The organism is Anianabacter salinae (genome assembly GCF_019061145.1).
In the GTDB taxonomy this organism is placed as follows: domain Bacteria; phylum Pseudomonadota; class Alphaproteobacteria; order Rhodobacterales; family Rhodobacteraceae; genus Anianibacter; species Anianibacter salinarum.
In genome coordinates this window covers 131804-154219 of sequence record NZ_JAHQZS010000004.1, presented here as the reverse complement: position 1 = coordinate 154219, position 22416 = coordinate 131804, and the positions used below count along the sequence as shown (strand labels likewise).

General features: G+C 63.3%; 30 protein-coding genes. 28 read left to right on the top strand and 2 right to left on the bottom strand.

Annotated elements, in window-relative coordinates; all coding sequences use genetic code 11:
• Positions 1-14 precede the first annotated feature (14 nt).
• Positions 15-4253, top strand: a complete 4239-nt coding sequence (rpoC, locus tag KTJ87_RS12265; protein WP_267139413.1) for a DNA-directed RNA polymerase subunit beta' — start codon at positions 15-17, stop codon at positions 4251-4253.
• 75 nt (positions 4254-4328) lie between these two features.
• On the opposite strand, the gene KTJ87_RS12260 is transcribed toward rpoC, so the two are convergent.
• Positions 4329-4634, bottom strand: a complete 306-nt coding sequence (locus KTJ87_RS12260) for a hypothetical protein (protein WP_267139412.1) — start codon at positions 4632-4634, stop codon at positions 4329-4331.
• Between the two features lie 129 nt (positions 4635-4763).
• On the opposite strand from KTJ87_RS12260, the gene KTJ87_RS12255 reads away from it, so the two are divergent.
• From KTJ87_RS12255 to KTJ87_RS12185, 15 genes are all read left to right on the top strand, one after another.
• A complete protein-coding gene (locus KTJ87_RS12255; RefSeq protein WP_267139411.1) occupies positions 4764-5663 on the top strand; it encodes a DMT family transporter in 900 nt (299 codons plus the stop codon).
• Positions 5664-5937: 274 nt separating this feature from the next.
• Positions 5938-6309: a 30S ribosomal protein S12 gene (rpsL, locus tag KTJ87_RS12250; RefSeq protein WP_008331617.1), complete on the top strand. Its 372-nt coding sequence runs from the start codon at positions 5938-5940 to the stop codon at positions 6307-6309.
• Positions 6310-6323: 14 nt separating this feature from the next.
• A complete protein-coding gene (rpsG, locus tag KTJ87_RS12245; protein ID WP_267139410.1) occupies positions 6324-6794 on the top strand; it encodes a 30S ribosomal protein S7 in 471 nt (156 codons plus the stop codon).
• Positions 6795-6822: 28 nt separating this feature from the next.
• On the top strand, positions 6823-8940 hold the full coding sequence (gene fusA / locus KTJ87_RS12240; RefSeq protein WP_267139409.1) for an elongation factor G: 2118 nt from the start codon (positions 6823-6825) through the stop codon (positions 8938-8940).
• Between the two features lie 77 nt (positions 8941-9017).
• Positions 9018-10193: an elongation factor Tu gene (tuf, locus tag KTJ87_RS12235; RefSeq protein ID WP_267139408.1), complete on the top strand. Its 1176-nt coding sequence runs from the start codon at positions 9018-9020 to the stop codon at positions 10191-10193.
• 160 nt (positions 10194-10353) lie between these two features.
• Entirely contained in the window at positions 10354-10674 is a 321-nt protein-coding gene (rpsJ, locus tag KTJ87_RS12230; RefSeq protein WP_267139407.1) for a 30S ribosomal protein S10, read from the top strand.
• A 14-nt stretch (positions 10675-10688) separates the two neighbouring features.
• Positions 10689-11570 carry a 50S ribosomal protein L3 gene (rplC, locus tag KTJ87_RS12225; RefSeq protein WP_267139406.1) on the top strand — a complete coding sequence of 294 codons (882 nt, stop codon included), beginning with the start codon at positions 10689-10691 and terminating at the stop codon, positions 11568-11570.
• Positions 11567-12184, top strand: a complete 618-nt coding sequence (rplD, locus tag KTJ87_RS12220; protein WP_267139405.1) for a 50S ribosomal protein L4 — start codon at positions 11567-11569, stop codon at positions 12182-12184. The genes rplC and rplD overlap by 4 nt, the downstream gene beginning before the upstream one ends.
• A complete protein-coding gene (locus KTJ87_RS12215; RefSeq protein WP_267139404.1) occupies positions 12181-12477 on the top strand; it encodes a 50S ribosomal protein L23 in 297 nt (98 codons plus the stop codon). Before rplD ends, KTJ87_RS12215 begins: the two co-directional genes overlap by 4 nt.
• Before the next feature lie 204 nt (positions 12478-12681).
• Positions 12682-13521, top strand: coding sequence for a 50S ribosomal protein L2 (gene rplB, locus KTJ87_RS12210; RefSeq protein WP_267139403.1), 840 nt, complete (start codon positions 12682-12684; stop codon positions 13519-13521).
• 3 nt (positions 13522-13524) lie between these two features.
• A complete protein-coding gene (rpsS, locus tag KTJ87_RS12205) occupies positions 13525-13803 on the top strand; it encodes a 30S ribosomal protein S19 (protein WP_267139402.1) in 279 nt (92 codons plus the stop codon).
• A 3-nt stretch (positions 13804-13806) separates the two neighbouring features.
• Complete coding sequence (gene rplV, locus KTJ87_RS12200) at positions 13807-14187, top strand: 50S ribosomal protein L22 (RefSeq protein ID WP_267139401.1); 381 nt, start codon at positions 13807-13809, stop codon at positions 14185-14187.
• Positions 14187-14900, top strand: a complete 714-nt coding sequence (gene rpsC, locus KTJ87_RS12195; RefSeq protein WP_267139400.1) for a 30S ribosomal protein S3 — start codon at positions 14187-14189, stop codon at positions 14898-14900. The genes rplV and rpsC overlap by 1 nt, the downstream gene beginning before the upstream one ends.
• 13 nt (positions 14901-14913) lie before the next feature.
• Positions 14914-15327 carry a 50S ribosomal protein L16 gene (gene rplP, locus KTJ87_RS12190; protein WP_267139399.1) on the top strand — a complete coding sequence of 138 codons (414 nt, stop codon included), beginning with the start codon at positions 14914-14916 and terminating at the stop codon, positions 15325-15327.
• Positions 15328-15545: 218 nt separating this feature from the next.
• Positions 15546-16163, top strand: coding sequence for a hypothetical protein (locus KTJ87_RS12185; RefSeq protein WP_267139398.1), 618 nt, complete (start codon positions 15546-15548; stop codon positions 16161-16163).
• Positions 16164-16169: 6 nt separating this feature from the next.
• Here the strand turns inward: KTJ87_RS12185 and KTJ87_RS12180 are convergent, their stop codons facing one another.
• On the bottom strand, positions 16170-16787 hold the full coding sequence (locus KTJ87_RS12180) for a TIGR02466 family protein (RefSeq protein ID WP_267139653.1): 618 nt from the start codon (positions 16785-16787) through the stop codon (positions 16170-16172).
• 183 nt (positions 16788-16970) lie between these two features.
• Between KTJ87_RS12180 and rpmC the strand changes: the two genes are divergently transcribed.
• The 12 genes from rpmC (at position 16971) to KTJ87_RS12120 (ending at position 22277) form a co-directional block, all read left to right on the top strand.
• Positions 16971-17177 (top strand): 50S ribosomal protein L29, encoded by a 207-nt coding sequence (rpmC, locus tag KTJ87_RS12175; RefSeq protein WP_267139397.1) that lies wholly within the window; start codon positions 16971-16973, stop codon positions 17175-17177.
• A gap of 15 nt (positions 17178-17192) precedes the next feature.
• The gene (gene rpsQ / locus KTJ87_RS12170) at positions 17193-17426 is read left to right on the top strand and encodes a 30S ribosomal protein S17 (RefSeq protein WP_267139396.1); all 234 of its coding nucleotides are present in this window, start codon (positions 17193-17195) and stop codon (positions 17424-17426) included.
• 77 nt (positions 17427-17503) lie between these two features.
• A complete protein-coding gene (rplN, locus tag KTJ87_RS12165) occupies positions 17504-17872 on the top strand; it encodes a 50S ribosomal protein L14 (RefSeq protein WP_009574016.1) in 369 nt (122 codons plus the stop codon).
• A complete protein-coding gene (gene rplX, locus KTJ87_RS12160; RefSeq protein ID WP_267139395.1) occupies positions 17872-18183 on the top strand; it encodes a 50S ribosomal protein L24 in 312 nt (103 codons plus the stop codon). The genes rplN and rplX overlap by 1 nt, the downstream gene beginning before the upstream one ends.
• Positions 18176-18739 (top strand): 50S ribosomal protein L5, encoded by a 564-nt coding sequence (gene rplE, locus KTJ87_RS12155; RefSeq protein WP_267139394.1) that lies wholly within the window; start codon positions 18176-18178, stop codon positions 18737-18739. Before rplX ends, rplE begins: the two co-directional genes overlap by 8 nt.
• A gap of 19 nt (positions 18740-18758) precedes the next feature.
• Positions 18759-19064: a 30S ribosomal protein S14 gene (gene rpsN, locus KTJ87_RS12150; RefSeq protein ID WP_267139393.1), complete on the top strand. Its 306-nt coding sequence runs from the start codon at positions 18759-18761 to the stop codon at positions 19062-19064.
• A gap of 12 nt (positions 19065-19076) precedes the next feature.
• Complete coding sequence (gene rpsH, locus KTJ87_RS12145) at positions 19077-19469, top strand: 30S ribosomal protein S8 (RefSeq protein ID WP_267139392.1); 393 nt, start codon at positions 19077-19079, stop codon at positions 19467-19469.
• Positions 19470-19481: 12 nt separating this feature from the next.
• Positions 19482-20015: a 50S ribosomal protein L6 gene (gene rplF, locus KTJ87_RS12140; RefSeq protein WP_267139391.1), complete on the top strand. Its 534-nt coding sequence runs from the start codon at positions 19482-19484 to the stop codon at positions 20013-20015.
• An 11-nt stretch (positions 20016-20026) separates the two neighbouring features.
• A complete protein-coding gene (rplR, locus tag KTJ87_RS12135; RefSeq protein WP_267139390.1) occupies positions 20027-20386 on the top strand; it encodes a 50S ribosomal protein L18 in 360 nt (119 codons plus the stop codon).
• 137 nt (positions 20387-20523) lie between these two features.
• On the top strand, positions 20524-21099 hold the full coding sequence (gene rpsE, locus KTJ87_RS12130) for a 30S ribosomal protein S5 (protein ID WP_267139389.1): 576 nt from the start codon (positions 20524-20526) through the stop codon (positions 21097-21099).
• A 5-nt stretch (positions 21100-21104) separates the two neighbouring features.
• Positions 21105-21293: a 50S ribosomal protein L30 gene (gene rpmD / locus KTJ87_RS12125; protein ID WP_106205283.1), complete on the top strand. Its 189-nt coding sequence runs from the start codon at positions 21105-21107 to the stop codon at positions 21291-21293.
• A 195-nt stretch (positions 21294-21488) separates the two neighbouring features.
• Entirely contained in the window at positions 21489-22277 is a 789-nt protein-coding gene (locus tag KTJ87_RS12120; RefSeq protein WP_267139388.1) for an MBL fold metallo-hydrolase, read from the top strand.
• The last annotated feature ends 139 nt before the right edge of the window (positions 22278-22416 follow it).

Here is a 22416-nt window from a genome sequence, read left to right as displayed (position 1 = left end):
ATTAGGACATTGATATGAACCAGGAACTGACCACCAACCCGTTCAACCCCGTTGCCCCGGTCAAGACGTTCGACGAGATCAAGATCTCGCTCGCGTCGCCCGAGCGCATCCTTTCTTGGTCCTACGGCGAGATCAAGAAGCCCGAGACGATCAACTACCGCACGTTCAAGCCCGAGCGTGATGGCCTGTTCTGCGCGCGCATCTTCGGCCCGATCAAGGACTACGAGTGCCTCTGCGGCAAGTACAAGCGCATGAAGTATCGCGGCGTCGTCTGCGAGAAGTGCGGCGTCGAGGTGACCTTGCAGAAGGTCCGCCGCGAGCGGATGGGCCACATCGAACTGGCCTCGCCCGTCGCGCACATCTGGTTCCTGAAATCGCTGCCCTCGCGCATCGGCCTCATGCTCGACATGACGCTCCGCGATCTGGAGCGGATCCTTTATTTCGAGAACTACGTCGTGATCGAGCCGGGCCTGACGGACCTCAACTACGGTCAGCTGATGACCGAAGAAGAGTTCATGGATGCCCAGGACCAGTATGGTATGGACGCTTTCACCGCCAACATCGGCGCCGAAGCGATCCGCGAGATGCTGGCCGCGATCGACCTGGAATCCGAGGCCGAGCAACTGCGCGCGGACCTCGCCGAGGCCACGGGCGAGCTGAAGCCGAAGAAGATCATCAAGCGCCTGAAGATCGTCGAGAGCTTCCTCGAGTCGGGCAACCGCCCCGAGTGGATGATCATGACGGTCATTCCGGTGATCCCGCCGGAACTGCGCCCGCTGGTCCCGCTGGACGGTGGCCGCTTCGCGACGTCGGACCTTAACGATCTGTATCGCCGGGTCATCAACCGCAACAACCGTCTCAAGCGCCTGATCGAGCTGCGCGCGCCCGACATCATCGTGCGCAACGAAAAGCGGATGCTGCAGGAAGCCGTGGATGCGCTGTTCGACAACGGTCGCCGTGGCCGTGTCATCACCGGGGCCAACAAGCGCCCGCTGAAGTCGCTGTCGGACATGCTCAAGGGCAAGCAGGGCCGCTTCCGCCAGAACCTTCTGGGCAAGCGCGTCGACTTTTCGGGCCGTTCGGTCATCGTGACCGGGCCGGAACTGAAACTGCACCAGTGCGGGTTGCCGAAGAAGATGGCGCTCGAACTGTTCAAGCCGTTCATCTACTCGCGGCTTGAGGCGAAGGGGCTGTCGTCCACCGTCAAGCAGGCGAAAAAGCTGGTCGAAAAAGAGCGTCCCGAGGTCTGGGACATCCTTGACGAGGTCATCCGCGAGCACCCGGTTCTTCTGAACCGCGCGCCCACGCTGCACCGTCTTGGCATCCAGGCGTTCGAGCCGGTGCTGATCGAAGGCAAGGCGATCCAGCTTCACCCGCTGGTCTGCTCGGCCTTCAACGCCGACTTTGACGGCGACCAGATGGCCGTGCACGTCCCGCTGTCGCTCGAGGCGCAGCTGGAAGCGCGCGTCCTGATGATGTCGACCAACAACGTGCTGTCGCCCGCCAACGGCGCACCGATCATCGTTCCGTCGCAGGACATGATCCTTGGCCTCTACTACATCTCGATGGAACGCGAAGGGATGAAGGGCCAGGACATGGTCTTCTCCGACATCGACGAGGTGCAGCACGCCCTCGACGCCGGAGAGGTGCATCTGCACGCGCGTATCCAGTGCCGGGTCAAGCAGATCGACAACGAAGGCAACGAGGTGTTCACGCGCTTTGAAACCACGCCGGGCCGGGTTCGGCTTGGCGCGCTTCTGCCGCTGAACGCCAAGGCGCCGTTCTCGCTGCTGAACCGACTGCTGCGCAAGAAAGAGGTGCAGCAGGTCATCGACACCGTCTACCGCTACTGCGGCCAGAAAGAGTCGGTGATCTTCTGCGACCAGATCATGACCGTGGGCTTCCGCGAGGCGTTCAAGGCCGGCATTTCGTTCGGCAAGGACGACATGGTGATCCCCGAAACCAAGTGGCCGATCGTCGAAGAGACCCGCGAGCAGGTCAAGGATTTCGAACAGCAGTACATGGACGGCCTGATCACTCAGGGCGAGAAGTACAACAAGGTCGTGGACGCCTGGTCGAAGTGCAACGACAAGGTGACCGACGCGATGATGGCGACCATCTCGGCCAAGCGCTACGATGCCAACGGCGCCGAGGAAGAGCCGAACTCGGTCTACATGATGGCGCACTCCGGCGCCCGTGGCTCGGTCACCCAGATGAAGCAGCTGGGCGGCATGCGCGGCCTGATGGCCAAGCCGTCGGGCGAGATCATCGAAACGCCGATCATCTCGAACTTCAAGGAAGGTCTGACCGTTCTTGAATACTTCAACTCGACCCACGGCGCCCGCAAGGGCCTGTCGGACACCGCGCTCAAGACGGCGAACTCGGGCTACCTGACCCGCCGTCTGGTGGACGTGGCGCAGGACTGCATCGTGCGCGAGCACGACTGCGGCACCTCGCAGGCGATCACCGCCGAGACCGCTGTGAACGACGGCGAGGTCGTGGCGACCCTGGCAGAGCGTATCCTTGGCCGCGTCGCGGCCGACGACGTGCTGCGTCCGGGCACCGACGAGGTGATCTGCGCCAAGAACGAGCTGATCGACGAGCGCAAGGCCGACATCATCGGTGATGCCGCCGTGCCCTCGATGCGCATCCGCTCGCCGCTGACCTGCGAGGCCGAGGAAGGCGTCTGCGCCATGTGCTATGGTCGTGACCTTGCACGCGGCACGCTGGTGAACCAGGGCGAAGCCGTGGGCATCATCGCGGCGCAGTCCATCGGCGAGCCGGGCACGCAGCTGACGATGCGGACGTTCCACATCGGCGGCGTCGCGCAGGGTGGCCAGCAGTCGTTCCAGGAAGCGGGGCAGGACGGCAAGATCGTCTTCAAGAACCCCAACCTTCTGGCGAATGCGGCAGGCGATCTGATCGTGATGGGCCGGAACATGCAGATGGTGATCGTCGACGAGAACGACGTCGAGCGGGCCAGCTTCAAGCTGGGCTACGGCACCAAGGTGTTCCCGAAGGAAGGCGATACCGTCGCGCGCGGCGACAAGCTGTTCGAATGGGACCCCTACACGCTGCCGATCATCGCCGAGAAGGCCGGTGTCGCGCGCTTCGTCGATCTGACCACGGGCCTTTCGGTCCGCGAAGAGACCGACGATGCGACCGGCATGACGCAGAAGATCGTGTCCGACTGGCGCACCGCGCCCAAGGGCAACGAGCTGAAGCCCGAGATCATCATCCTCGACAAGGAGTCGGGCGAGCCTGTGCGCAACGAGCAGGGCAACCCCGTCACCTACACGATGTCGGTGGATGCGATCCTGTCGGTGGAAGACGGGCAGGACATCCTGGCCGGTGACGTGGTCGCGCGGATCCCGCGCGAAGGCGCCAAGACCAAGGACATCACCGGCGGTCTGCCGCGGGTGGCCGAACTGTTCGAGGCACGCCGCCCCAAGGACCACGCCATCATCGCCGAGATCGATGGCTACGTCCGCTTTGGCCGCGACTACAAGAACAAGCGCCGTATCGCGATCGAGCCATCGGACGACACGATGGAACCGGTCGAGTACATGGTGCCCAAGGGCAAGCACATCCCTGTTGCCGAGGGCGATTTCGTCCAGAAGGGCGACTACATCATGGATGGCAACCCCGCTCCGCATGACATCCTGCGGATCATGGGCATCGAGGCGCTTGCCGTGTACCTCATCAACGAGGTGCAGGACGTCTACCGACTGCAGGGCGTGAAGATCAACGACAAGCACATCGAGGTGATCGTTCGCCAGATGCTGCAGAAGATCGAGATCCTGGATTCGGGCGAGACGACGCTTCTCAAGGGCGAGCACATCGACAAGGCCGAGTTCGACGCCGAGAATGCCAAGGTCGAAGCCAAGGGTCGGCGCCCCGCACAGGGCGAACCGGTTCTCTTGGGCATCACCAAGGCGTCCTTGCAGACCCGGTCGTTCATCTCGGCCGCGTCCTTCCAGGAGACCACGCGGGTGCTGACCGAAGCTGCGGTGCAGGGCAAGCGCGACAAGCTTGTCGGCCTGAAGGAGAACATCATCGTGGGCCGCCTGATCCCGGCGGGCACGGGCGGTGCGACCCAGAAGGTGCGCGAGATCGCGCTGGAGCGGGACAAGAAAGTGATCGAGGCCGCGCGGGCCGAGGCGGAGGCGGCGGCAGCCCTTGCCGCCCCGACCGAAGAGTTCGCGTCGGATGTCGAGACCGATGTGGTCGACACGCCGGAAAGCCGCGACTGACCTTTCGGTCAGGACTGAACAAGCAAAGGCCCCGCCGGTTTCGGCGGGGCCTTTTTCCTTGCGGCATGGTGCAGGTCAGCAGCGCACGAACACCGCACCGTCCCCTGACACGTCGACGCCGCCAAAGCTGCGTGCGCCCTGGCGCCCGATGACGGCCAGCTCGCCCTCGCCCCGGTTTTCGAGCGACAGGGTGGTGTAGGGACGGTCAAACACAAAGCCTGCGCCGTCATCGTTCACCCGGCACTGCTGCGCGACGCTGTAAAGCGTGTCTCCGGGCTGGAACACATAGCTGGCGCCGCAGCGGCTTTGTGCAAGGGCAGGGGTGGCCGCCCCGATGCAGAGCAGGGCGGTGGTGGTGGCGGTCAGTCTTGCCAGGGTCATGGGGGCCTCCTTCCTTTGTGGCCCAACGCGCTGCCCCGGCTGCCGGGTTTCAGGCGTGGTTGGCGCAAGGACGCCACTGGCGGAGGTCTGCGGCTGCTGCTAGCCAAGTCATTGAAAGGACCCCCATCCATGGCCGATCTGACCGACAATACCCGCGGAGCCGGGCTGATGATGGCCTCGATGGCGGCGTTCACCATCAACGACACCTTCATGAAGACGCTCGCCGGAGAGGTGCCGCTGTTCCAGGCGCTGCTGATCCGCGGCATCGTGGCGAGCCTCATGCTGCTGACGCTGGCGCGGATCGTCGGCGGCATGCGCCTTGACCTGCCGCGCCGGGATTGGGGGCTGATCGCCCTGCGCACGGTGATGGAGATCGCGGCGGCGTATTTCTTCATCACCGCCCTGTTCAACATGCCGTTGGCGAACGTCACTGCGATTCTTCAGGTGCTGCCGCTGGTCGTGACGCTGTCCGGCGCGCTGTTCCTGCGCGAGCCGGTGGGATGGCGGCGGATGACCGCCATCGTGATCGGCTTCATCGGGGTGTTGATGATCGTGCGGCCCGGGGCCGAGGGGTTCACCGTGTTCTCGGTTTACGCGCTGATCTCGGTCGCTTGCGTGACAGTGCGCGATCTGGCGACGCGGCGGCTGTCGCGGGACGTTCCGTCATTCACGGTGGCGCTGTCGGCTTCGGTCGGGGTGACGATCTTTGCAGCCTGCGCCTCGCTCGTCACCGACTGGCAGCCGATGAGCGTTCTGGACGCGGCGCATATCGGCGGCGCCGCGGTGTTCCTGATCGGCGGCTACATGTTCAGCGTGATGGCGATGCGGGTGGGCGAGGTCGCCATCGTGGCGCCGTTCCGCTACACCTCGATCCTTTGGGCGTTGCTTCTGGGCTTTGTCGTCTTTGGCGAATGGCCGGCCTGGCCGACCCTTGTCGGGGCAGCGATCGTGGTTGCGACGGGCGTCTATACCTTCTACAGGGAAAGGGCGATGACGCGCGCGGCACTTGTGCCGCTGCGGACGCGCTAGCCTTCGGCAGCCAGTGTTGACAACCCCAGAGACTCGCCATATACGGCGCGCACTCGGGCGTTAGGGGTGGCTTGCCACCGAGCCTGTCACAGTATTGAAGCGGTCACGATCCGGGCGAATGCCCCGATCCTCTGGAACTCTACCGCGTCGTCCCTGAGATCATGGGGGGCGAAGGCGGTTTTTGCGTTTTGCGGACGCGCAAGGCGCATGTCGATGAACCTGGGGTGCGCGCGCCCCGCGAACAGAAGTGTTGCTACACGGGGAACGAACCGGAATGCCAACGATCCAACAGCTGATCCGCAAGCCGCGGCAGCCGAAAGTCAAACGCTCGAAGTCCCAGCACCTCGAGTCCTGCCCGCAGAAGCGTGGCGTGTGTACGCGTGTCTATACGACCACTCCGAAAAAGCCGAACTCGGCGATGCGGAAGGTTGCCAAGGTACGCCTGACGAACGGCTACGAGGTGATCAGCTATATCCCCGGTGAAAGCCACAACCTGCAGGAACACTCGGTGGTCCTGATCCGCGGCGGTCGCGTAAAAGACCTTCCCGGCGTGCGCTACCACATCCTGCGCGGTGTGCTTGACACGCAAGGCGTCAAAGACCGCAAGCAGCGTCGTTCGAAATACGGCGCGAAGCGTCCGAAGTAAGAGGATTACACCAGATGTCCCGCCGTCACGCCGCCGAAAAGCGCGAAGTTCTGCCCGATGCCAAGTTCGGCGATCGGATCCTGACCAAGTTCATGAACAACCTGATGTACGACGGCAAGAAATCCGTCGCCGAATCGATCGTCTACGGGGCGATGGACCGGGTCGAGAACCGTCTCAAGAAAGCTCCGATCGAGGTTTTCCATGAGGCGCTGGACAACATCAAACCGTCCGTCGAAGTGCGCTCGCGCCGCGTCGGCGGTGCGACCTACCAGGTCCCCGTCGAGGTCCGCCCCGAGCGTCGTGAGGCGCTTGCGATCCGCTGGCTCATCATCGCCAGCCGCGGCCGCAACGAGAACACCATGGAAGAGCGCCTGGCGGGCGAACTGATGGATGCGGTCCAGGGCCGCGGTTCTGCCGTGAAGAAGCGCGAAGACACACACAAGATGGCCGATGCCAACAAGGCGTTCAGCCACTACCGCTGGTAACTCAATCTCAGCCTGAGGACCGTCCCCCATGGCACGCGAATACACTCTCGATCGCTACCGCAACTTCGGCATCATGGCGCATATCGATGCAGGCAAGACCACCTGCACCGAGCGTATCCTGTTCTACACAGGCAAGTCCCACAAGATCGGCGAAGTCCATGACGGCGCCGCGACGATGGACTGGATGGAGCAGGAGCAGGAGCGGGGGATCACCATCACCTCGGCTGCGACCACGACGTTCTGGGCCAAGACCACCGATGGCGCCAACGCGATCAGCGACAAGCACCGCTTCAACATCATCGACACTCCCGGACACGTCGATTTCACCATCGAGGTCGAGCGTTCGCTTGCCGTTCTCGACGGTGCGATCTGCCTTCTGGACGGCAACGCCGGTGTCGAGCCGCAGACGGAAACCGTCTGGCGTCAGGCGGACCGCTACAAGGTTCCGCGCATCGTCTTCGTCAACAAGATGGACAAGACCGGCGCCGATTTCTTCAACTGCGTGAAGATGATCAAGGACCGCACCGGTGCGATCCCCGCGCCGATCCAGCTGCCGATCGGCTCCGAGGACAAGCTCGAGGGCATCATCGATCTGCTGACCATGAAGGAGTGGGTGTGGAAGGGTGAAGACCTCGGCGCAAGCTGGGTCATCCAGGACATCCGCGACGACCTCAAGGACATGGCCGAAGAGCATCGCGCCAACCTGATCGAGATCGCCGTCGAAGTCGACGACACCGCGATGGAAGCATATCTTGAAGGGCAAGAGCCCGATATCGAGTCGCTGCGCGCGCTGATCCGCAAGGGCACGCTGTCGATGGCCTTCGTTCCGGTGCTGTGCGGCTCGGCGTTCAAGAACAAGGGCGTTCAGCCCCTGCTCAACGCCGTGATCGACTATCTGCCGACGCCGCTCGACGTGCCGCCCTACATGGGCTTCTCGCCGGACGACGAAACGGAAACCCGCAACATCGAGCGTCGCCCCGGTGACGAACAGCCGTTCGCGGGCCTGGCGTTCAAGATCATGAACGACCCCTTCGTCGGGTCGCTGACCTTCACGCGCATCTATTCGGGCCTTCTCGAGAAGGGTGGCAGCATCCTTAACTCGACCAAGGGCCGCAAAGAGCGTGTTGGCCGGATGATGATGATGCACTCGAATTCCCGCGAGGAAATCGATTGGGCCGGTTCCGGCGACATCATCGCGCTGGCGGGTCTGAAAGAGACCACCACGGGCGACACGCTGTGCGATGCGTCCAAGCCGGTGGTCCTTGAAACCATGACCTTCCCCGATCCGGTCATCGAGATCGCGATCGAGCCCAAGACGAAGGCCGACCAGGAGAAGATGTCCGCAGGTCTGCAGCGGCTTGCCGCCGAGGACCCGTCCTTCCGCGTCGAGACCGACATCGAGTCGGGCCAGACGATCATGAAGGGCATGGGCGAACTTCACCTCGACATTCTCGTCGACCGGCTCAAGCGCGAGTTCAAGGTCGAGGCGAACATCGGTGCGCCGCAGGTGGCCTACCGCGAGACCATTCGCCAGAAGATCGAACACACCTACACTCACAAGAAACAGTCGGGTGGTTCGGGCCAGTTCGCCGAGGTCAAGCTCGAGATCATGCCGACCGAGCCGGGCGAGGGCTATTCGTTCGAAAGCCGCATCGTCGGCGGTGCGGTTCCGAAGGAATACGTGCCGGGCGTCGAGAAGGGCATCAAGTCGGTGATGGATTCGGGTCCGCTTGCGGGCTTCCCCGTCATCGACTTCAAGGTCGCGCTGGTCGACGGCAAGTACCACGACGTCGACTCGTCGGTTCTCGCGTTCGAGATCGCGTCGCGGATGTGCATGCGTGAGGGCCTCAAGCGGGCCGGCGCGCAGCTGCTCGAGCCGATCATGAAGGTCGAAGTGGTGACGCCGGACGAATACACCGGCAACGTCATCGGCGATCTGACCTCGCGTCGGGGCCAGGTGCAGGGACAGGACAGCCGCGGCAACGCCGTGGTGATCAACTCCTTCGTGCCGCTGGCGAACATGTTCGGCTACATCAACACCTTGCGGTCGATGTCGTCGGGCCGTGCCCAGTTCACCATGCAGTTCGACCACTACGAACCGGTTCCGCAGAACATCTCGGAAGAGATCCAGGCGAAATACGCATAAACGGCGGGGCGGCGCCTGCCGCCCGTCCCACCCCGTAAGGTGCGCCGCGGCGTGCCAACCGATTGAAGGAGGCCATCATGGCAAAGGGTAAGTTTGAACGTAACAAACCGCACGTCAACGTCGGCACGATTGGCCACGTCGACCACGGCAAGACGACGCTGACGGCAGCGATCACGAAGTATTTCGGCGAATTCCGTGCGTATGACCAGATCGACGGCGCGCCGGAAGAGAAAGCGCGCGGGATCACGATCTCGACGGCGCATGTCGAGTACGAGACCGAGAACCGCCACTACGCGCACGTCGACTGCCCCGGCCACGCCGACTACGTGAAGAACATGATCACCGGTGCCGCCCAGATGGACGGCGCGATCCTGGTGGTGAACGCCGCCGACGGCCCGATGCCGCAGACGCGCGAGCACATCCTGCTGGCCAAGCAGGTCGGCGTTCCGGCGATGGTCGTGTTCATGAACAAGGTCGACCAGGTCGACGACGAAGAGCTGCTCGAGCTTGTCGAGATGGAAATCCGCGAGCTTCTGTCCTCGTACGAGTTCCCCGGCGACGACATCCCGATCATCAAGGGCTCGGCGCTGCACGCGATGAACGGCACCGAGGCCGAGATCGGCGAGAACGCGATCCGTGCGCTGATGGCGGCGGTCGACGAGTACATCCCGACGCCGGAGCGTCCGGTGGACCAGCCGTTCCTGATGCCGGTCGAGGGCGTGTTCTCGATCTCGGGTCGCGGCACGGTTGCGACGGGCCGGATCGAGCGCGGCGTGATCAAGGTCGGCGAGGAAATGGAGATCGTCGGCCTGAACAAGAACAAGAAGACGACCTGCACCGGCGTCGAGATGTTCCGCAAGCTGCTGGACCGCGGCGAGGCGGGCGACAACGTGGGTCTTCTGCTGCGCGGCATCGACCGCGAGGGCGTGGAGCGCGGCCAGGTGATCTGCAAGCCGGGCTCGGTGAACCCGCACACCAAGTTCGAGGCCGAGGCGTACATTCTGACCAAGGAAGAGGGTGGCCGTCACACGCCGTTCTTCGCCAACTACCGCCCGCAGTTCTACTTCCGCACGACGGACGTGACCGGGACGGTGACGCTGGCCGAGGGCACCGAGATGGTGATGCCGGGCGACAACGTGTCGTTCACGGTTGAACTGATCGCGCCGATCGCGATGGAAGAGAAACTGCGCTTCGCGATCCGCGAAGGCGGCCGCACCGTCGGCGCCGGCGTGGTGTCCAAGATCGTCGAGTAGGCGGTCTGGCATGGCGCGTGCCTGCACGCGCCGCCAAGGCATCTGACAGCGCCGGGCAAGTGTCCCTTGCCCGGCACCAAGACCACAAGAGTTCGATGTGGGGGCCGCAATACCGCGACCTCCACCTCTCAACCTTAGAAGCCGTCGAAAGGCAAAGACCATGGCAAGTGCCAGTCAGAACATTCGCATCCGCTTGAAGGCGTTCGATTTCCGTGTGCTGGACGCCAGCACGCAGGAGATCGTGAACACCGCCAAGCGGACCGGCGCGCAAGTGCGCGGCCCGATCCCGCTGCCGAACAAGATCGAGAAGTTCACCGTCCTGCGCGGCCCGCACGTGGACAAGAAATCGCGCGACCAGTGGGAAATTCGCACCCACAAGCGCCTTCTCGACATCATCGACCCGACCCCCCAGACCGTGGACGCGCTCATGAAGCTCGACCTGGCTGCCGGTGTCGACGTCGAGATCAAGCTGCAGTCGTAAGGAGGGCAGGACAGATGTTGCGCTCTGGAGTTATCGCAAAGAAGGTGGGCATGACCCGCCTTTTCCTCGAGGACGGCCGCCAGGTTCCCGTCACCGTTCTGCAGCTTGACGGCCTTCAGGTCGTCGCGCAGCGCACGGCTGACCGCGACGGCTATTCGGCTGTTCAACTCGGCGCCGGTGCGGCCAAGGCCAAGCGGACCTCGCAGGCGATGCGCGGCCACTTTGCCGTCGCCAAGGTCGAGCCGAAGCGGAAGATCGCAGAGTTCCGGGTCGATCCCGAGAACCTGATCGCCGTTGGCGAGGAAATCACCGCTGACCACTACTTCGAGGGTCAGTTCGTCGACGTGTCGGGCACGTCCATCGGTAAAGGCTTTGCCGGTGCGATGAAGCGGCACAACTTCGCCGGTCTGCGCGCATCGCACGGCGTGTCGGTGAGCCACCGCTCGCACGGCTCGACCGGCCAGTGCCAGGACCCCGGCAAGGTGTTCAAGGGCAAGAAGATGGCCGGCCACATGGGCGCCGCCCGCGTGACCACCCAGAACCTGCAGGTCGTCAAGACCGACGCGGGCCGGGGCCTGATCATGGTCAAGGGCGCTGTCCCGGGATCGAAGGGTGGCTGGGTGACGATCAAGGACGCCGTGAAGAAGCCGTTCCCCGAGAACGCGATCCTTCCCGCCGCCCTGAAATCGGCTGCCGAAGAAGCCGCCCGCGCCGCCGAGGAAGCCGCCGCAGCGGCAGCAGCAGAGGCAGAGGCAGAAGCACAGCGCCAGGCCGAAGAGCAGGCTGCGCAAGAAGCGGCGGCCCTGGCCGAAGCCGAAGCCTCGATCGACGCCGACAAGTCGGATGATGGTGCTGATGCACCCGCCGCAGACGAGAAGAAGGATGGCGACGCATGAAACTCGACGTGATCAACCTGGACGCCGGCAAGACCGGGTCCGTCGATCTCGACGACGAGATCTTCGGGCTCGAGCCTCGTGCCGACGTTCTTCACCGTATGGTGCGGTGGCAGCGCGCGCGCGCGCAGCAGGGCACGCACAAGGTCAAGACCCGGTCCGAGACCAGCTATTCGACCAAGAAGATCTATCGCCAGAAGGGCACCGGCGGCGCACGCCACGGTGACCGCAACGCGCCGATCTTCCGCAAGGGCGGTATCTACAAGGGTCCGACCCCGCGCAGCCACGCGCATGAGCTGACCAAGAAGTTCCGCAAGCTGGGGCTGAAGCATGCGTTGTCCGCCAAGATGCGCGAAGGCGCTCTTGTGATCATCGAGTCGGCCGAATCCGAAGGCCGCACCTCGTCGCTTGCCAAGCAGGTCAAGAACCTCGGCTGGAAGCGTGCCCTGATCATCGACGGCGCATCGGTCAACGAGGGCTTTGCCCGTGCCGCCGCGAACATCGAGGGTCTCGATGTGCTGCCGTCGATGGGCGCAAACGTCTATGACATCCTCAAGCGCGACACGCTCGTGCTGACCAAAGCGGGTGTCGAAGCACTGGAGGCTCGACTGAAATGAGCGCGAAGGCAGAACACTACGACGTGATCCGCAAGCCGATCATCACCGAAAAGGCCACCATGGCGTCCGACGCGGGCGCGGTGGTCTTCGAGGTCGCGATCGATTCGACCAAACCGCAGATCAAGGAAGCGGTCGAAGCGCTGTTCGGCGTCAAGGTGAAGGCGGTCAACACGTCGATCACCAAGGGCAAGCAAAAGCGGTTCCGTGGCCAGCTTGGCCGCCGGAACGACGTCAAGAAAGCCTACGTGATGCTTGAAGAAGGCAACACGATTGACGTGACCACGGGTCTTTAATAGACCACGGCATCCGCTGGGCCCCGGTTTATCCGGGGCCTTGCGATTTTTGGAATGACCCTGCCCCGGACATGATCCGGGGCACCTGGCCAGGCGGCACCGGACGTGTTTTCCGGCGCGCTGGCCAACACCACCGGGGACCTTCGGGGCCCTTCATCTAACAGGCGGGACACTCTCGCCACAAAGCAACGGAAGACAGAAAGCATGGCACTCAAGTCGTACAAACCGACGACGCCTGGCCAGCGCGGGCTGGTTCTGATCGACCGTTCGGAGCTTTGGAAAGGCCGCCCGGTCAAAGCCCTCACCGAGGGTTTGTCCAAGCATGGCGGACGGAACAACACCGGACGGATCACGATGCGCCGCAAAGGCGGCGGGGCGAAGCGTCTCTATCGCATCGTGGACTTCAAACGCACCAAGCATGACATGACGGCTGTCGTGGCCCGGATCGAATATGACCCGAACCGCACCGCCTTCATCGCGCTTGTGCAGTATGAAGACGGCGAACAGCGTTACATCCTCGCGCCGCAACGCCTTGGCGTCGGTGACAAGATCGTTTCGGGCCGCAAGGTCGACGTGAAGCCGGGCAACGCGATGCCGTTCTCGGGCATGCCGATCGGCACGATCGTCCACAACGTCGAGCTGAAGCCCGGCAAGGGCGGCCAGCTGGCGCGCGCCGCGGGCACCTACGCCCAGTTCGTCGGCCGTGACGGCGGCTACGCACAGGTTCGCCTGTCCTCGGGCGAGCTTCGCATGGTCCGCCAGGAATGCATGGCGACCATCGGTGCCGTGTCGAACCCCGACAACTCGAACCAGAACCTCGGCAAGGCCGGCCGCAACCGCCACTACGGCAAGCGTCCGTCGGTTCGCGGTGTGGTGATGAACCCGATCGACCACCCGCACGGCGGCGGCGAAGGCCGCACCTCGGGCGGCCGGACTCCGGTGACGCCGTGGGGCAAGGATACCAAGGGCCGCAAGACCCGCTCCAACAAGGCGACGGACAAGTACATCATCCGCTCGCGCCACGCTCGGAAGAAGGGGCGCTAAGTCATGACACGTTCTGTTTGGAAGGGCCCCTTTGTCGACGCCTACGTCCTGAAAAAGGCCGAGAAGTCGCGCGAGTCGGGCCGCAACGAAGTCATCAAGATCTGGTCGCGCCGGTCGACCATCCTGCCGCAGTTCGTCGGTCTGACGTTCGGCGTCTACAACGGTCACAAGCATATCCCGATTGCCGTGACCGAGGACATGATCGGCCAGAAGTTCGGTGAATACTCGCCGACGCGCACGTATCACGGCCATGCGGCCGACAAGAAAGCGAAAAGGAAGTAAGCCATGGGCAAGGATAAGAATCCCCGCCGCGTGGCGGACAACGAAGCGATGGCGAAGTTGCGCATGTTGCGCACCAGCCCCCAGAAACTCAATCTGGTGGCGGCGCTGATCCGCGGCAAGAAGGTCGACAAGGCGCTCGCCGATCTGACCTTTTCGAAAAAGCGGATCGCCGGAGACGTGAAGAAGTGCCTTCAGTCCGCGATCGCCAACGCCGAGAACAACCATAACCTTGACGTCGACGAGCTTGTCGTCGCCGAGGCCTATGTGGGCAAGAACCTGATCATGAAGCGTGGCCGTCCGCGGGCGCGTGGCCGCTACGGCAAGATCATGAAGCCGTTCTCTGAGATCACCATCAAGGTCCGTCAAGTCGAGGAGCAAGCCTAATGGGTCACAAGGTCAACCCGATCGGCATGCGGCTTCAGGTCAACCGGACCTGGGACAGCCGCTGGTACGCCGACACCAAGGATTTCGGCAACCTGCTGCTTGAAGACGTCCGGATGCGTGAGTTCATCCGCGAGGAATGCAAGCAGGCCGGCGTGTCGAAGATCATCATCGAACGTCCGCACCGCAAGTGCCGTGTGACCATTCACACGGCGCGCCCGGGCGTCATCATCGGCAAGAAGGGCGCGGACATCGAGACGCTCCGCAAGAAGCTTGCCGCGATGACGAAAAGCGAGCTGCACCTCAACATCGTCGAGGTCCGCAAGCCCGAGCTTGACGCTCAGCTTGTCGCCGAGTCGATCGCGCAGCAGCTTGAACGCCGCGTGTCGTTCCGCCGGGCCATGAAGCGGTCGGTGCAGAATGCGATGCGCATGGGCTCGCTTGGTATTCGCGTGAACGTCGCGGGCCGTCTTGGCGGCGCCGAGATCGCGCGCACCGAGTGGTACCGTGAAGGCCGCGTGCCGCTGCACACCCTGCGCGCCGACATCGACTATGCCCTGTGCGAAGCCAAGACGCCCTACGGCATCATTGGCATCAAGGTCTGGATCTTCAAAGGCGAGATCATGGAACACGATCCCCAGGCTCGTGACCGTCGCCAGCAGGAAATCCAGGATGGCCCCGCACCCCGTGGTGCCGGTGGCGGCCGCCGGAACTGAGGAGTTTTGAAAAATGCTGCAACCAAAGCGCACGAAATTCCGCAAACAGCACAAGGGGCGGATCAAGGGGGAAGCGAAGGGCGGGTCTGACCTGAACTTCGGCACCTTCGGCCTCAAGGCCACCCAGCCCGAGCGTGTGACCGCGCGTCAGATCGAGGCAGCCCGCCGCGCTCTGACCCGCCACATGAAGCGCCAGGGCCGTGTCTGGATCCGGATCTTCCCGGACGTCGCCGTGTCCTCCAAGCCCACCGAAGTGCGGATGGGTAAGGGCAAGGGTTCGGTCGATTACTGGGCGGCCAAGGTCAAGCCGGGCCGGATCATGTTCGAGATCGACGGTGTCAGCGAAGTCATCGCGAAAGAGGCCCTGCGCCTTGCGTCGATGAAGTTGCCGATCAAGACCCGGGTGGTTTCCCGCGAAGACTGGTAAGCGGACGGCAGGACAAGTCTTGCCAGACAGAGACAGGTAAACCCCCGGCGCGCAAGCGGCCGGGGGTTTTGCTTTGAGAAACGGCAACGGACCGCTAGGCTTTCATTCGACTGCAGCAGACGAGACAGGATGCCATGATCCGGACATGCCTTGCCGCCTTGATTGCCCTGCTTATGGCCCAACCCGCAGCCGCCCAGACCACTTGGACAGTCGCCCGAATGGGGTGGGACACGTCGTGCGGCGTTGATGCGGGCGCCCTGTCGCGTAGCGGCGCTGACTATGTGTTCCGCACGAGCAAGAACAAATGCACCGGCGGAATCTACCTGCAGCGATCCGAGATATTCTCTGACAACATCCGGATTGACAGCCCGGCGACCTACCTGTTCGAGACGACTATGTCCTTCAGGGCATCGCAGCCCGAGGATGCCGTGGTCTTCCAGATTCACGACGGACGGAATGGCTGCGCCCCGCCGATGAGCCTGCGCTGGCGCGGCAACGGCGAGCTTTCGTTCGACAGCGACTATACCCGCGACCAGGGCATGCAGGGCTGCACACCGAACCAGCAGATGCGAAGCGCCCGTTTCACGGGACCGCGCCTTGTGCGGGACGGTCGCGCCTATGCGATGCGGGTCTTCCTGACCTTTGATGGACAGGGCGGCTTTGCCGTTCAGGTCGCAGCCGATGGCCGTGCGGTGCTTCAGGGCGCATATGTTCCGCCTGCCGATCCGGCGTTCGTGCGGTCGTCCCGCTTCTACATGAAGCACGGCGTCTATTCGCAGCGCATGTTCGACTACGAGATGCGGTCATCGGGCATGCGCGTGCTGCGGCAGAAGTGAACGCTCCTAGCCCCAGGAATAGTTGAAGCTGACCGAGATCCGGTCGTCCTCGGCCATGTTCATCGGCACCTCGTGGCGCAGCCAGCTTTCCCATAGCAGCACCTCGCCCACGACCGGCTTGACGTAGACGAAGGTTCTAAGCTCCTCGGGGGCGTCCTTGCGGCGGGCGGGCGCCGCCATCATCATCGCCGAGCGCGGGTCTTCGAGGCGCAGGGCGCTGGTGCCTTCGGGCATCGCCACATAGGTCGTGCCCGAGATCACCGAATGCGGATGGATGTGCGAGGTGTGGATGCCGCCCTCGGGCAGAATGTTGATCCACATATCCTCAAGCTTCAGAGCGCGGCCTTCGAGATCAAAGGCCAGGTCCTCTGCGAAGGCGGCGACGTGCTTGTCGAGGGCGGCCTTGACCTGTTCGAAGATCGGGAAGCGCCAGGGCAGGTCGGTCAGCGAGGCGTAAGAGGTGTAACCGGGATAGCCGTTCTCTTCGCACCAGTCCTGCCCGGCCTCGTCATCCTCGGCGATGGACAGGCACGACGCCTCCAACTCGGCGACATCGACGGCGCCGTGGTCCGACAGCGCCGCCTTGTAGAGACGGGTGACAAAGAGGGAAGATATGGTAGACATCGTGGGCTTCTTTCGGACAGGACGGGCCAGGTTGGTCGCCGGATCGCATTCGCGGGCGGAATTGTCCAGAAATCCCTTGCCCATCGCGGTTTCCCGGCCTATAGGCGGCGTTCATCCACGATCTCCGGCGGAATCAGGGTGACCCTTCACGGGGCCCTCCGTCGATGTTGAAAGGAACTGCACATGGCATTCGATGCCAAGGAACTTCGTGACCAGACCCCCGACCAGCTTCGTGACAAGCTGGTCGAGTTGAAGAAAGAATCCTTCAACCTCCGCTTCCAGCAGGCCACCAGCCAGCTGGAGAACACCTCTCGCATGCGCGCTGTCCGTCGTGACACCGCCCGCGTGAAGACGGTGCTGAACGAAAAAGCCCAAGCGGCAGCGGAATAAGAAGGACTCAATCAGATGCCCAAAAGAATTCTGCAAGGCACCGTGACCTCGGACAAGAACGACCAGACCATCACGGTTTCGGTCGAGCGCCGTTTCACGCATCCGGTTCTGAAAAAGACCATTCGTAAGTCCAAGAAGTACCGGGCTCACGACGCTCAGAACCAGTACAAGGTCGGCGACCAGGTTCGCATTCAGGAGTGCGCGCCGATGTCGAAAACGAAATGCTGGGAAGTGGTGGCGCAAGCCTGAACCACGCCCGGTTTTAACGAAACCCTGGGGTCCATGTCCGTGCTGCAACGGCGGTCCCAAAGGTCGGGAGAAACCTTATGATCCAGATGCAGACCAATCTGGATGTCGCTGACAATTCTGGCGCGCGTCGCGTCCAGTGCATCAAGGTCCTCGGCGGTTCGCACCGTCGATATGCCTCGGTCGGTGACATCATCGTCGTATCCGTGAAAGAAGCCATTCCGCGCGGCCGCGTGAAGAAGGGCGACGTCCGCAAGGCCGTCGTCGTGCGCACCGCCAAGGAAGTCCGCCGCGAAGACGGCACCGCGATCCGGTTCGACCGGAACGCCGCCGTGATCCTCAACAACAACAACGAGCCGGTCGGTACCCGTATCTTCGGCCCGGTGGTTCGTGAGCTTCGCGCGAAGAACTTCATGAAGATCATCTCGCTGGCTCCGGAGGTGCTCTGATGGCTGCGAAACTCAAGAAGGGCGACAAGGTCGTCGTGCTTGCGGGCAAGGACAAGGGCAAGACCGGTGAAATCACCTCTGTCATGCCTGCGGCCGGCAAGGCCATCGTCGACGGCGTGAACGTCGCGATCCGCCACACCCGCCAGACCCAGACCACGCAAGGCGGCCGCCAGCCCAAGGCGATGCCGATCGACCTGTCGAACCTGTCGCTGATGGACAAGAACGGCAAGGCGACGCGCGTCGGTTTCCGCATGGAAGGCGACAAGAAGGTCCGCTTTGCCAAGACCACGGGAGACGTGATCGATGCTTGATACCGAAACATACCTCCCGCGGCTGAAGATCGAATTCCGCGAGCGGGTCAAACCGGCGCTGAAGGAAGAGTTCGGCTATTCGAACGACATGATGATCCCTCGTCTCGACAAGATCGTGCTGAACATCGGCGCGGGCACCGAGGCGGTGAAGGACTCCAAGAAAGCCAAGTCGGCTGCCGACGACCTGACGACCATCACCGGTCAGCGGGCTGTCATCACAAAGGCGAAGAAGTCGATCGCAGGCTTCCGCGTCCGTGAAGAGATGCCGCTTGGCGCCAAGGTCACCCTGCGCGGCGACCGCATGTACGAGTTCCTCGATCGTCTGATCACCGTTGCCCTTCCCCGCGTCCGCGACTTTCGCGGCGTGAAAGGGTCCTCTTTCGACGGTCGCGGCAACTACGCCATGGGCCTGAAAGAGCACATCGTGTTCCCCGAGATCAACTTCGACAAGATCGACGAGAGCTGGGGCATGGACATCATCATCTGCACCACCGCGAAGACCGACGCGGAAGCGAAAGCGCTGTTGAAGCAATTCAACATGCCTTTCAACAGCTGACGCGGGAGGAAAGAGACCAATGGCAAAGAAATCCATGATCGAACGCGAGAAGAAGCGCGAGCGCCTGGTGAAGAAGTACGCCGCCAAGCGCGCCTCGCTGAAAGAGATCGCGACCGATGAAACCAAACCGATGGAAGAGCGGTTCAAGGCGCGCCTCAAGCTGGCGCAACTGCCCCGCAACTCGTCGGCCACCCGCCTTCACAACCGCTGCCAGCTGACGGGGCGTCCTCACGCCTATTACCGCAAGCTGAAAGTGAGCCGGATCATGCTGCGCGAGCTTGGCTCTGCCGGTCAGGTCCCCGGCCTCGTGAAATCCAGCTGGTAAGGAGAACGTGATATGAACGATCCTATCGGCGATATGCTTACCCGCATCCGCAACTCTCAGATGCGCGGCAAATCCATCGTCCGTACGCCGGCCTCCAAGCTGCGTGCCTGGGTGCTGGATGTGCTCGTGGACGAGGGTTACATCCGCGGCTACGAGAAGGCCACCGACGAGCGTGGCCTTCCCGTCATCGACATCTCGCTCAAGTACTACGAGGGCACCCCGGTCATTCGCGAAATCAAGCGCGTCTCGACCCCCGGCCGCCGCGTGTACATGGGCGTGAAGGACATCCCGCAGGTCCGTCAGGGCCTTGGCGTGTCGATCGTGTCGACGCCCAAGGGCGTCATGTCGGACGTGAATGCACGCGCAGCCAATGTTGGCGGCGAAGTGCTTTGCACGGTATTCTAAGGAGGACAGGCAATGTCTCGCATTGGTAAGAAACCGGTCGAGCTGCCGTCGGGAGTTTCGGCTTCCGTCTCCGGCCAGACCGTAGAAGTGAAGGGGCCCAAGGGCACCCGCAGCTTTACCGCGACCGACGACGTTATCGTGACGCTCGAGGACAATGCCGTGTCGGTGACCCCGCGCGGCCCGTCCAAGCGTTCGCGCCAGCAGTGGGGCATGACCCGCACGATGGTGTCGAACCTCGTCACCGGCGTCACCGACGGTTTCAAGAAAGAGCTTGAGATCACCGGCGTCGGTTATCGTGCCCAGCTTCAGGGCAACACGCTGAAGCTGGCGCTTGGCTACAGCCACGATGTCGATTTCCAGATTCCCGAGGGCGTGACTGTCACGGTCCCGAAGAACACCGAGATCGTCGTCGAGGGCATCGACCAGCAACAGGTCGGCCAGGTCGCAGCGAACATCCGCGAATGGCGTGGTCCCGAGCCGTACAAGGGCAAGGGCATCCGCTACAAGGGTGAGTTCATCTTCCGCAAGGAAGGCAAGAAGAAGTAAGGACCGGACACATGGCACTTTCCAAAAGGGATCTGTTCCAGAAGCGCCGCCTGCGCGTCCGGAACAAACTTCGCAAGGTGAACTCGGGGCGCGTGCGCCTGTCCGTTCACCGCTCGAACAAGAACATCAGCGTCCAGCTGATCGACGACGTTCAGGGCAAGACGCTGGCATCGGCTTCGACGCTGGAATCGTCGCTGGGCTTTGTCGGCAAGAACCACTCGGAAGCGGCGGCCAAGGTCGGTGTGACCATCGCCGAGCGCGCCAAGGCGGCCGGGGTCGAGGAATGCTATCTCGACCGGGGCGGCTTTCTCTACCACGGGACCATCAAGGCCCTGGCGGATGCGGCACGCGAAGGCGGTCTGCGCTTCTGATACTTGCGACTGGCGGCGTTCGCGCCGCTGGTCCTTTTCGTGCGGGGCGGGCTGTGCGCGCCCTCGATGATCCGGGGCCAGATGGACCACCGCGATTGGACTGACGCCCTTCACGGGGCACTCTGAAGGAGCCAGCAATGGCAAGAGAAGACAACCGCCGGGATCGCCGCGACCGCGACGAGAACCCGGAATTCGCCGATCGCCTTGTCGCGATCAATCGCGTGTCCAAGACCGTGAAGGGTGGCAAGCGTTTCGGCTTTGCCGCGCTTGTCGTCGTGGGCGACCAGAAGGGCCGCGTCGGGTTCGGCAAGGGCAAGGCCAAGGAAGTTCCGGAAGCCATCCGCAAGGCGACCGAGCAGGCCAAGCGCAACCTGATCCGCGTTCCTCTCAAGGAGGGCCGCACGCTGCACCACGACGTGCGCGGCCACCACGGGGCCGGCAAGGTCGTGATGCGGACCGCACCGCAAGGTACCGGCATCATCGCCGGTGGTCCGATGCGCGCCGTGTTCGAGATGCTGGGCATCCAGGACATCGTCGCCAAGTCGACCGGCACGCAGAACCCCTACAACATGATCCGCGCCACGCTGGACGGTCTGCTGGCCGGGTCGAGCCCGCGTCAGGTCGCACAGCGCCGGGGCAAGAAGGTCGCCGACATTCTTCCCAAGCGTGATGAGGCTCCGCAAGAGTCCAGCCAAGTCGCCGAGGAGGCTTGATCAACATGGCAAAGACCATCGTCGTCAAACAGATCGGCTCGCCGATCCGCCGCCCCGCCGTCCAGCGCCAGACGCTGATCGGCCTTGGCCTCAACAAGATGCACAAGACCCGCGAGCTTGAGGATACGCCCTCGATCCGCGGTATGGTCGCGAAGATCCCGCACCTCGTCGAGATCATCGAAGAGCGCGGCTAAGTCGTCTTCGGCCTTCGGGCCGCGCCTGACTTGAATCGAATGCCCCGGGCGCCGTCCGGGGCATTTGTCGTTTGTGTGGACGTCCGGCGCTGGGTCCACACCGGCCCTGCAACGGCGCACATGTCATCACGGTTTTGCGATTGGCGGCGGAGTGGCGTGCGCTACCTCCGCCTTACACAACACGGAGGACCGTCCATGACCACCACGCGCCGCACCTTCCTTGCGACCGCCGCCGCCGCTGCGGGCGGCATCACCGTTCTGCCCTACGCCGCACGCGCCGCTGCCCATGCCAGCGACATGTTCGAGACCGGCGCCGGGCCCGTCACCGTGCATCCCGTCGCGCACGCCTCGTTCGTGATGGAGACGCCGATGGGCGTGATCTACTCTGATCCGGTGGGCGACGCAGGCCAGTATGCCGATTTCCCGGCCGCCGACCTGATCCTTGTCACGCACGAGCATGGCGACCACTACAACGCCGAGACGCTGGCGGCATTGATGGGCGCCGAGACGATGCTGATCGTCAATCCCGCCGTCCATGACGTGCTGCCCGAGGACCTCAAGGCGCGGGCGACCAGCATCGGCAACGGCGAAGCGGCCGAGGCGCTTGGCGTCACCATTGACGCGGTCCCGGCCTACAACTTCACCGAGGGGCGCACCAACTTCCACCCCGAGGGTCGTGACAACGGTTATGTCCTGACGATGGACGATTTCCGCGTCTACATCTCGGGCGATACCGAGGACACGCCGGAAATGCGCGCGCTTGAGAACATCGATCTGGCGTTCCTGTGCATGAACCTGCCGTTCACCATGGACGCCGAGGCAGCGGCCTCTGCCGTGGCCGAGTTCCAGCCGTCCTTTGTCTATCCCTACCACTACCGTGGCCGCGATGGCGGCACGCAGGACCCGCAGGCGTTCGCCGAGATGGTCGGCGACGCGGCCGAAGTGAAGATGGGCGACTGGTACGCGCCGGGCGAGCTGGGCTGAGAAAACCCTAAGGGCGCATCCCCGCCGCGCTGCGGGGGTGCGCAGTCACGACACTTGCACGCCATCCCGACAGCTTCTATACGCCTCCGGTGGCCCAATGCGGCCCGATTCAACCAACGAGCCGAGGTCGGGGGCAATT

Coding starts and splice junctions, on each gene's coding strand:
- rpoC (WP_267139413.1), top strand. CDS start 15: ATGAACCAGGAACTGACCACCAACCCGTTCAACCCCGTTGCCCCGGTC.
- KTJ87_RS12260 (WP_267139412.1), bottom strand. CDS start 4,634: ATGACCCTGGCAAGACTGACCGCCACCACCACCGCCCTGCTCTGCATC.
- KTJ87_RS12255 (WP_267139411.1), top strand. CDS start 4,764: ATGGCCGATCTGACCGACAATACCCGCGGAGCCGGGCTGATGATGGCC.
- rpsL (WP_008331617.1), top strand. CDS start 5,938: ATGCCAACGATCCAACAGCTGATCCGCAAGCCGCGGCAGCCGAAAGTC.
- rpsG (WP_267139410.1), top strand. CDS start 6,324: ATGTCCCGCCGTCACGCCGCCGAAAAGCGCGAAGTTCTGCCCGATGCC.
- fusA (WP_267139409.1), top strand. CDS start 6,823: ATGGCACGCGAATACACTCTCGATCGCTACCGCAACTTCGGCATCATG.
- tuf (WP_267139408.1), top strand. CDS start 9,018: ATGGCAAAGGGTAAGTTTGAACGTAACAAACCGCACGTCAACGTCGGC.
- rpsJ (WP_267139407.1), top strand. CDS start 10,354: ATGGCAAGTGCCAGTCAGAACATTCGCATCCGCTTGAAGGCGTTCGAT.
- rplC (WP_267139406.1), top strand. CDS start 10,689: ATGTTGCGCTCTGGAGTTATCGCAAAGAAGGTGGGCATGACCCGCCTT.
- rplD (WP_267139405.1), top strand. CDS start 11,567: ATGAAACTCGACGTGATCAACCTGGACGCCGGCAAGACCGGGTCCGTC.
- KTJ87_RS12215 (WP_267139404.1), top strand. CDS start 12,181: ATGAGCGCGAAGGCAGAACACTACGACGTGATCCGCAAGCCGATCATC.
- rplB (WP_267139403.1), top strand. CDS start 12,682: ATGGCACTCAAGTCGTACAAACCGACGACGCCTGGCCAGCGCGGGCTG.
- rpsS (WP_267139402.1), top strand. CDS start 13,525: ATGACACGTTCTGTTTGGAAGGGCCCCTTTGTCGACGCCTACGTCCTG.
- rplV (WP_267139401.1), top strand. CDS start 13,807: ATGGGCAAGGATAAGAATCCCCGCCGCGTGGCGGACAACGAAGCGATG.
- rpsC (WP_267139400.1), top strand. CDS start 14,187: ATGGGTCACAAGGTCAACCCGATCGGCATGCGGCTTCAGGTCAACCGG.
- rplP (WP_267139399.1), top strand. CDS start 14,914: ATGCTGCAACCAAAGCGCACGAAATTCCGCAAACAGCACAAGGGGCGG.
- KTJ87_RS12185 (WP_267139398.1), top strand. CDS start 15,546: ATGGGGTGGGACACGTCGTGCGGCGTTGATGCGGGCGCCCTGTCGCGT.
- KTJ87_RS12180 (WP_267139653.1), bottom strand. CDS start 16,787: ATGTCTACCATATCTTCCCTCTTTGTCACCCGTCTCTACAAGGCGGCG.
- rpmC (WP_267139397.1), top strand. CDS start 16,971: ATGGCATTCGATGCCAAGGAACTTCGTGACCAGACCCCCGACCAGCTT.
- rpsQ (WP_267139396.1), top strand. CDS start 17,193: ATGCCCAAAAGAATTCTGCAAGGCACCGTGACCTCGGACAAGAACGAC.
- rplN (WP_009574016.1), top strand. CDS start 17,504: ATGATCCAGATGCAGACCAATCTGGATGTCGCTGACAATTCTGGCGCG.
- rplX (WP_267139395.1), top strand. CDS start 17,872: ATGGCTGCGAAACTCAAGAAGGGCGACAAGGTCGTCGTGCTTGCGGGC.
- rplE (WP_267139394.1), top strand. CDS start 18,176: ATGCTTGATACCGAAACATACCTCCCGCGGCTGAAGATCGAATTCCGC.
- rpsN (WP_267139393.1), top strand. CDS start 18,759: ATGGCAAAGAAATCCATGATCGAACGCGAGAAGAAGCGCGAGCGCCTG.
- rpsH (WP_267139392.1), top strand. CDS start 19,077: ATGAACGATCCTATCGGCGATATGCTTACCCGCATCCGCAACTCTCAG.
- rplF (WP_267139391.1), top strand. CDS start 19,482: ATGTCTCGCATTGGTAAGAAACCGGTCGAGCTGCCGTCGGGAGTTTCG.
- rplR (WP_267139390.1), top strand. CDS start 20,027: ATGGCACTTTCCAAAAGGGATCTGTTCCAGAAGCGCCGCCTGCGCGTC.
- rpsE (WP_267139389.1), top strand. CDS start 20,524: ATGGCAAGAGAAGACAACCGCCGGGATCGCCGCGACCGCGACGAGAAC.
- rpmD (WP_106205283.1), top strand. CDS start 21,105: ATGGCAAAGACCATCGTCGTCAAACAGATCGGCTCGCCGATCCGCCGC.
- KTJ87_RS12120 (WP_267139388.1), top strand. CDS start 21,489: ATGACCACCACGCGCCGCACCTTCCTTGCGACCGCCGCCGCCGCTGCG.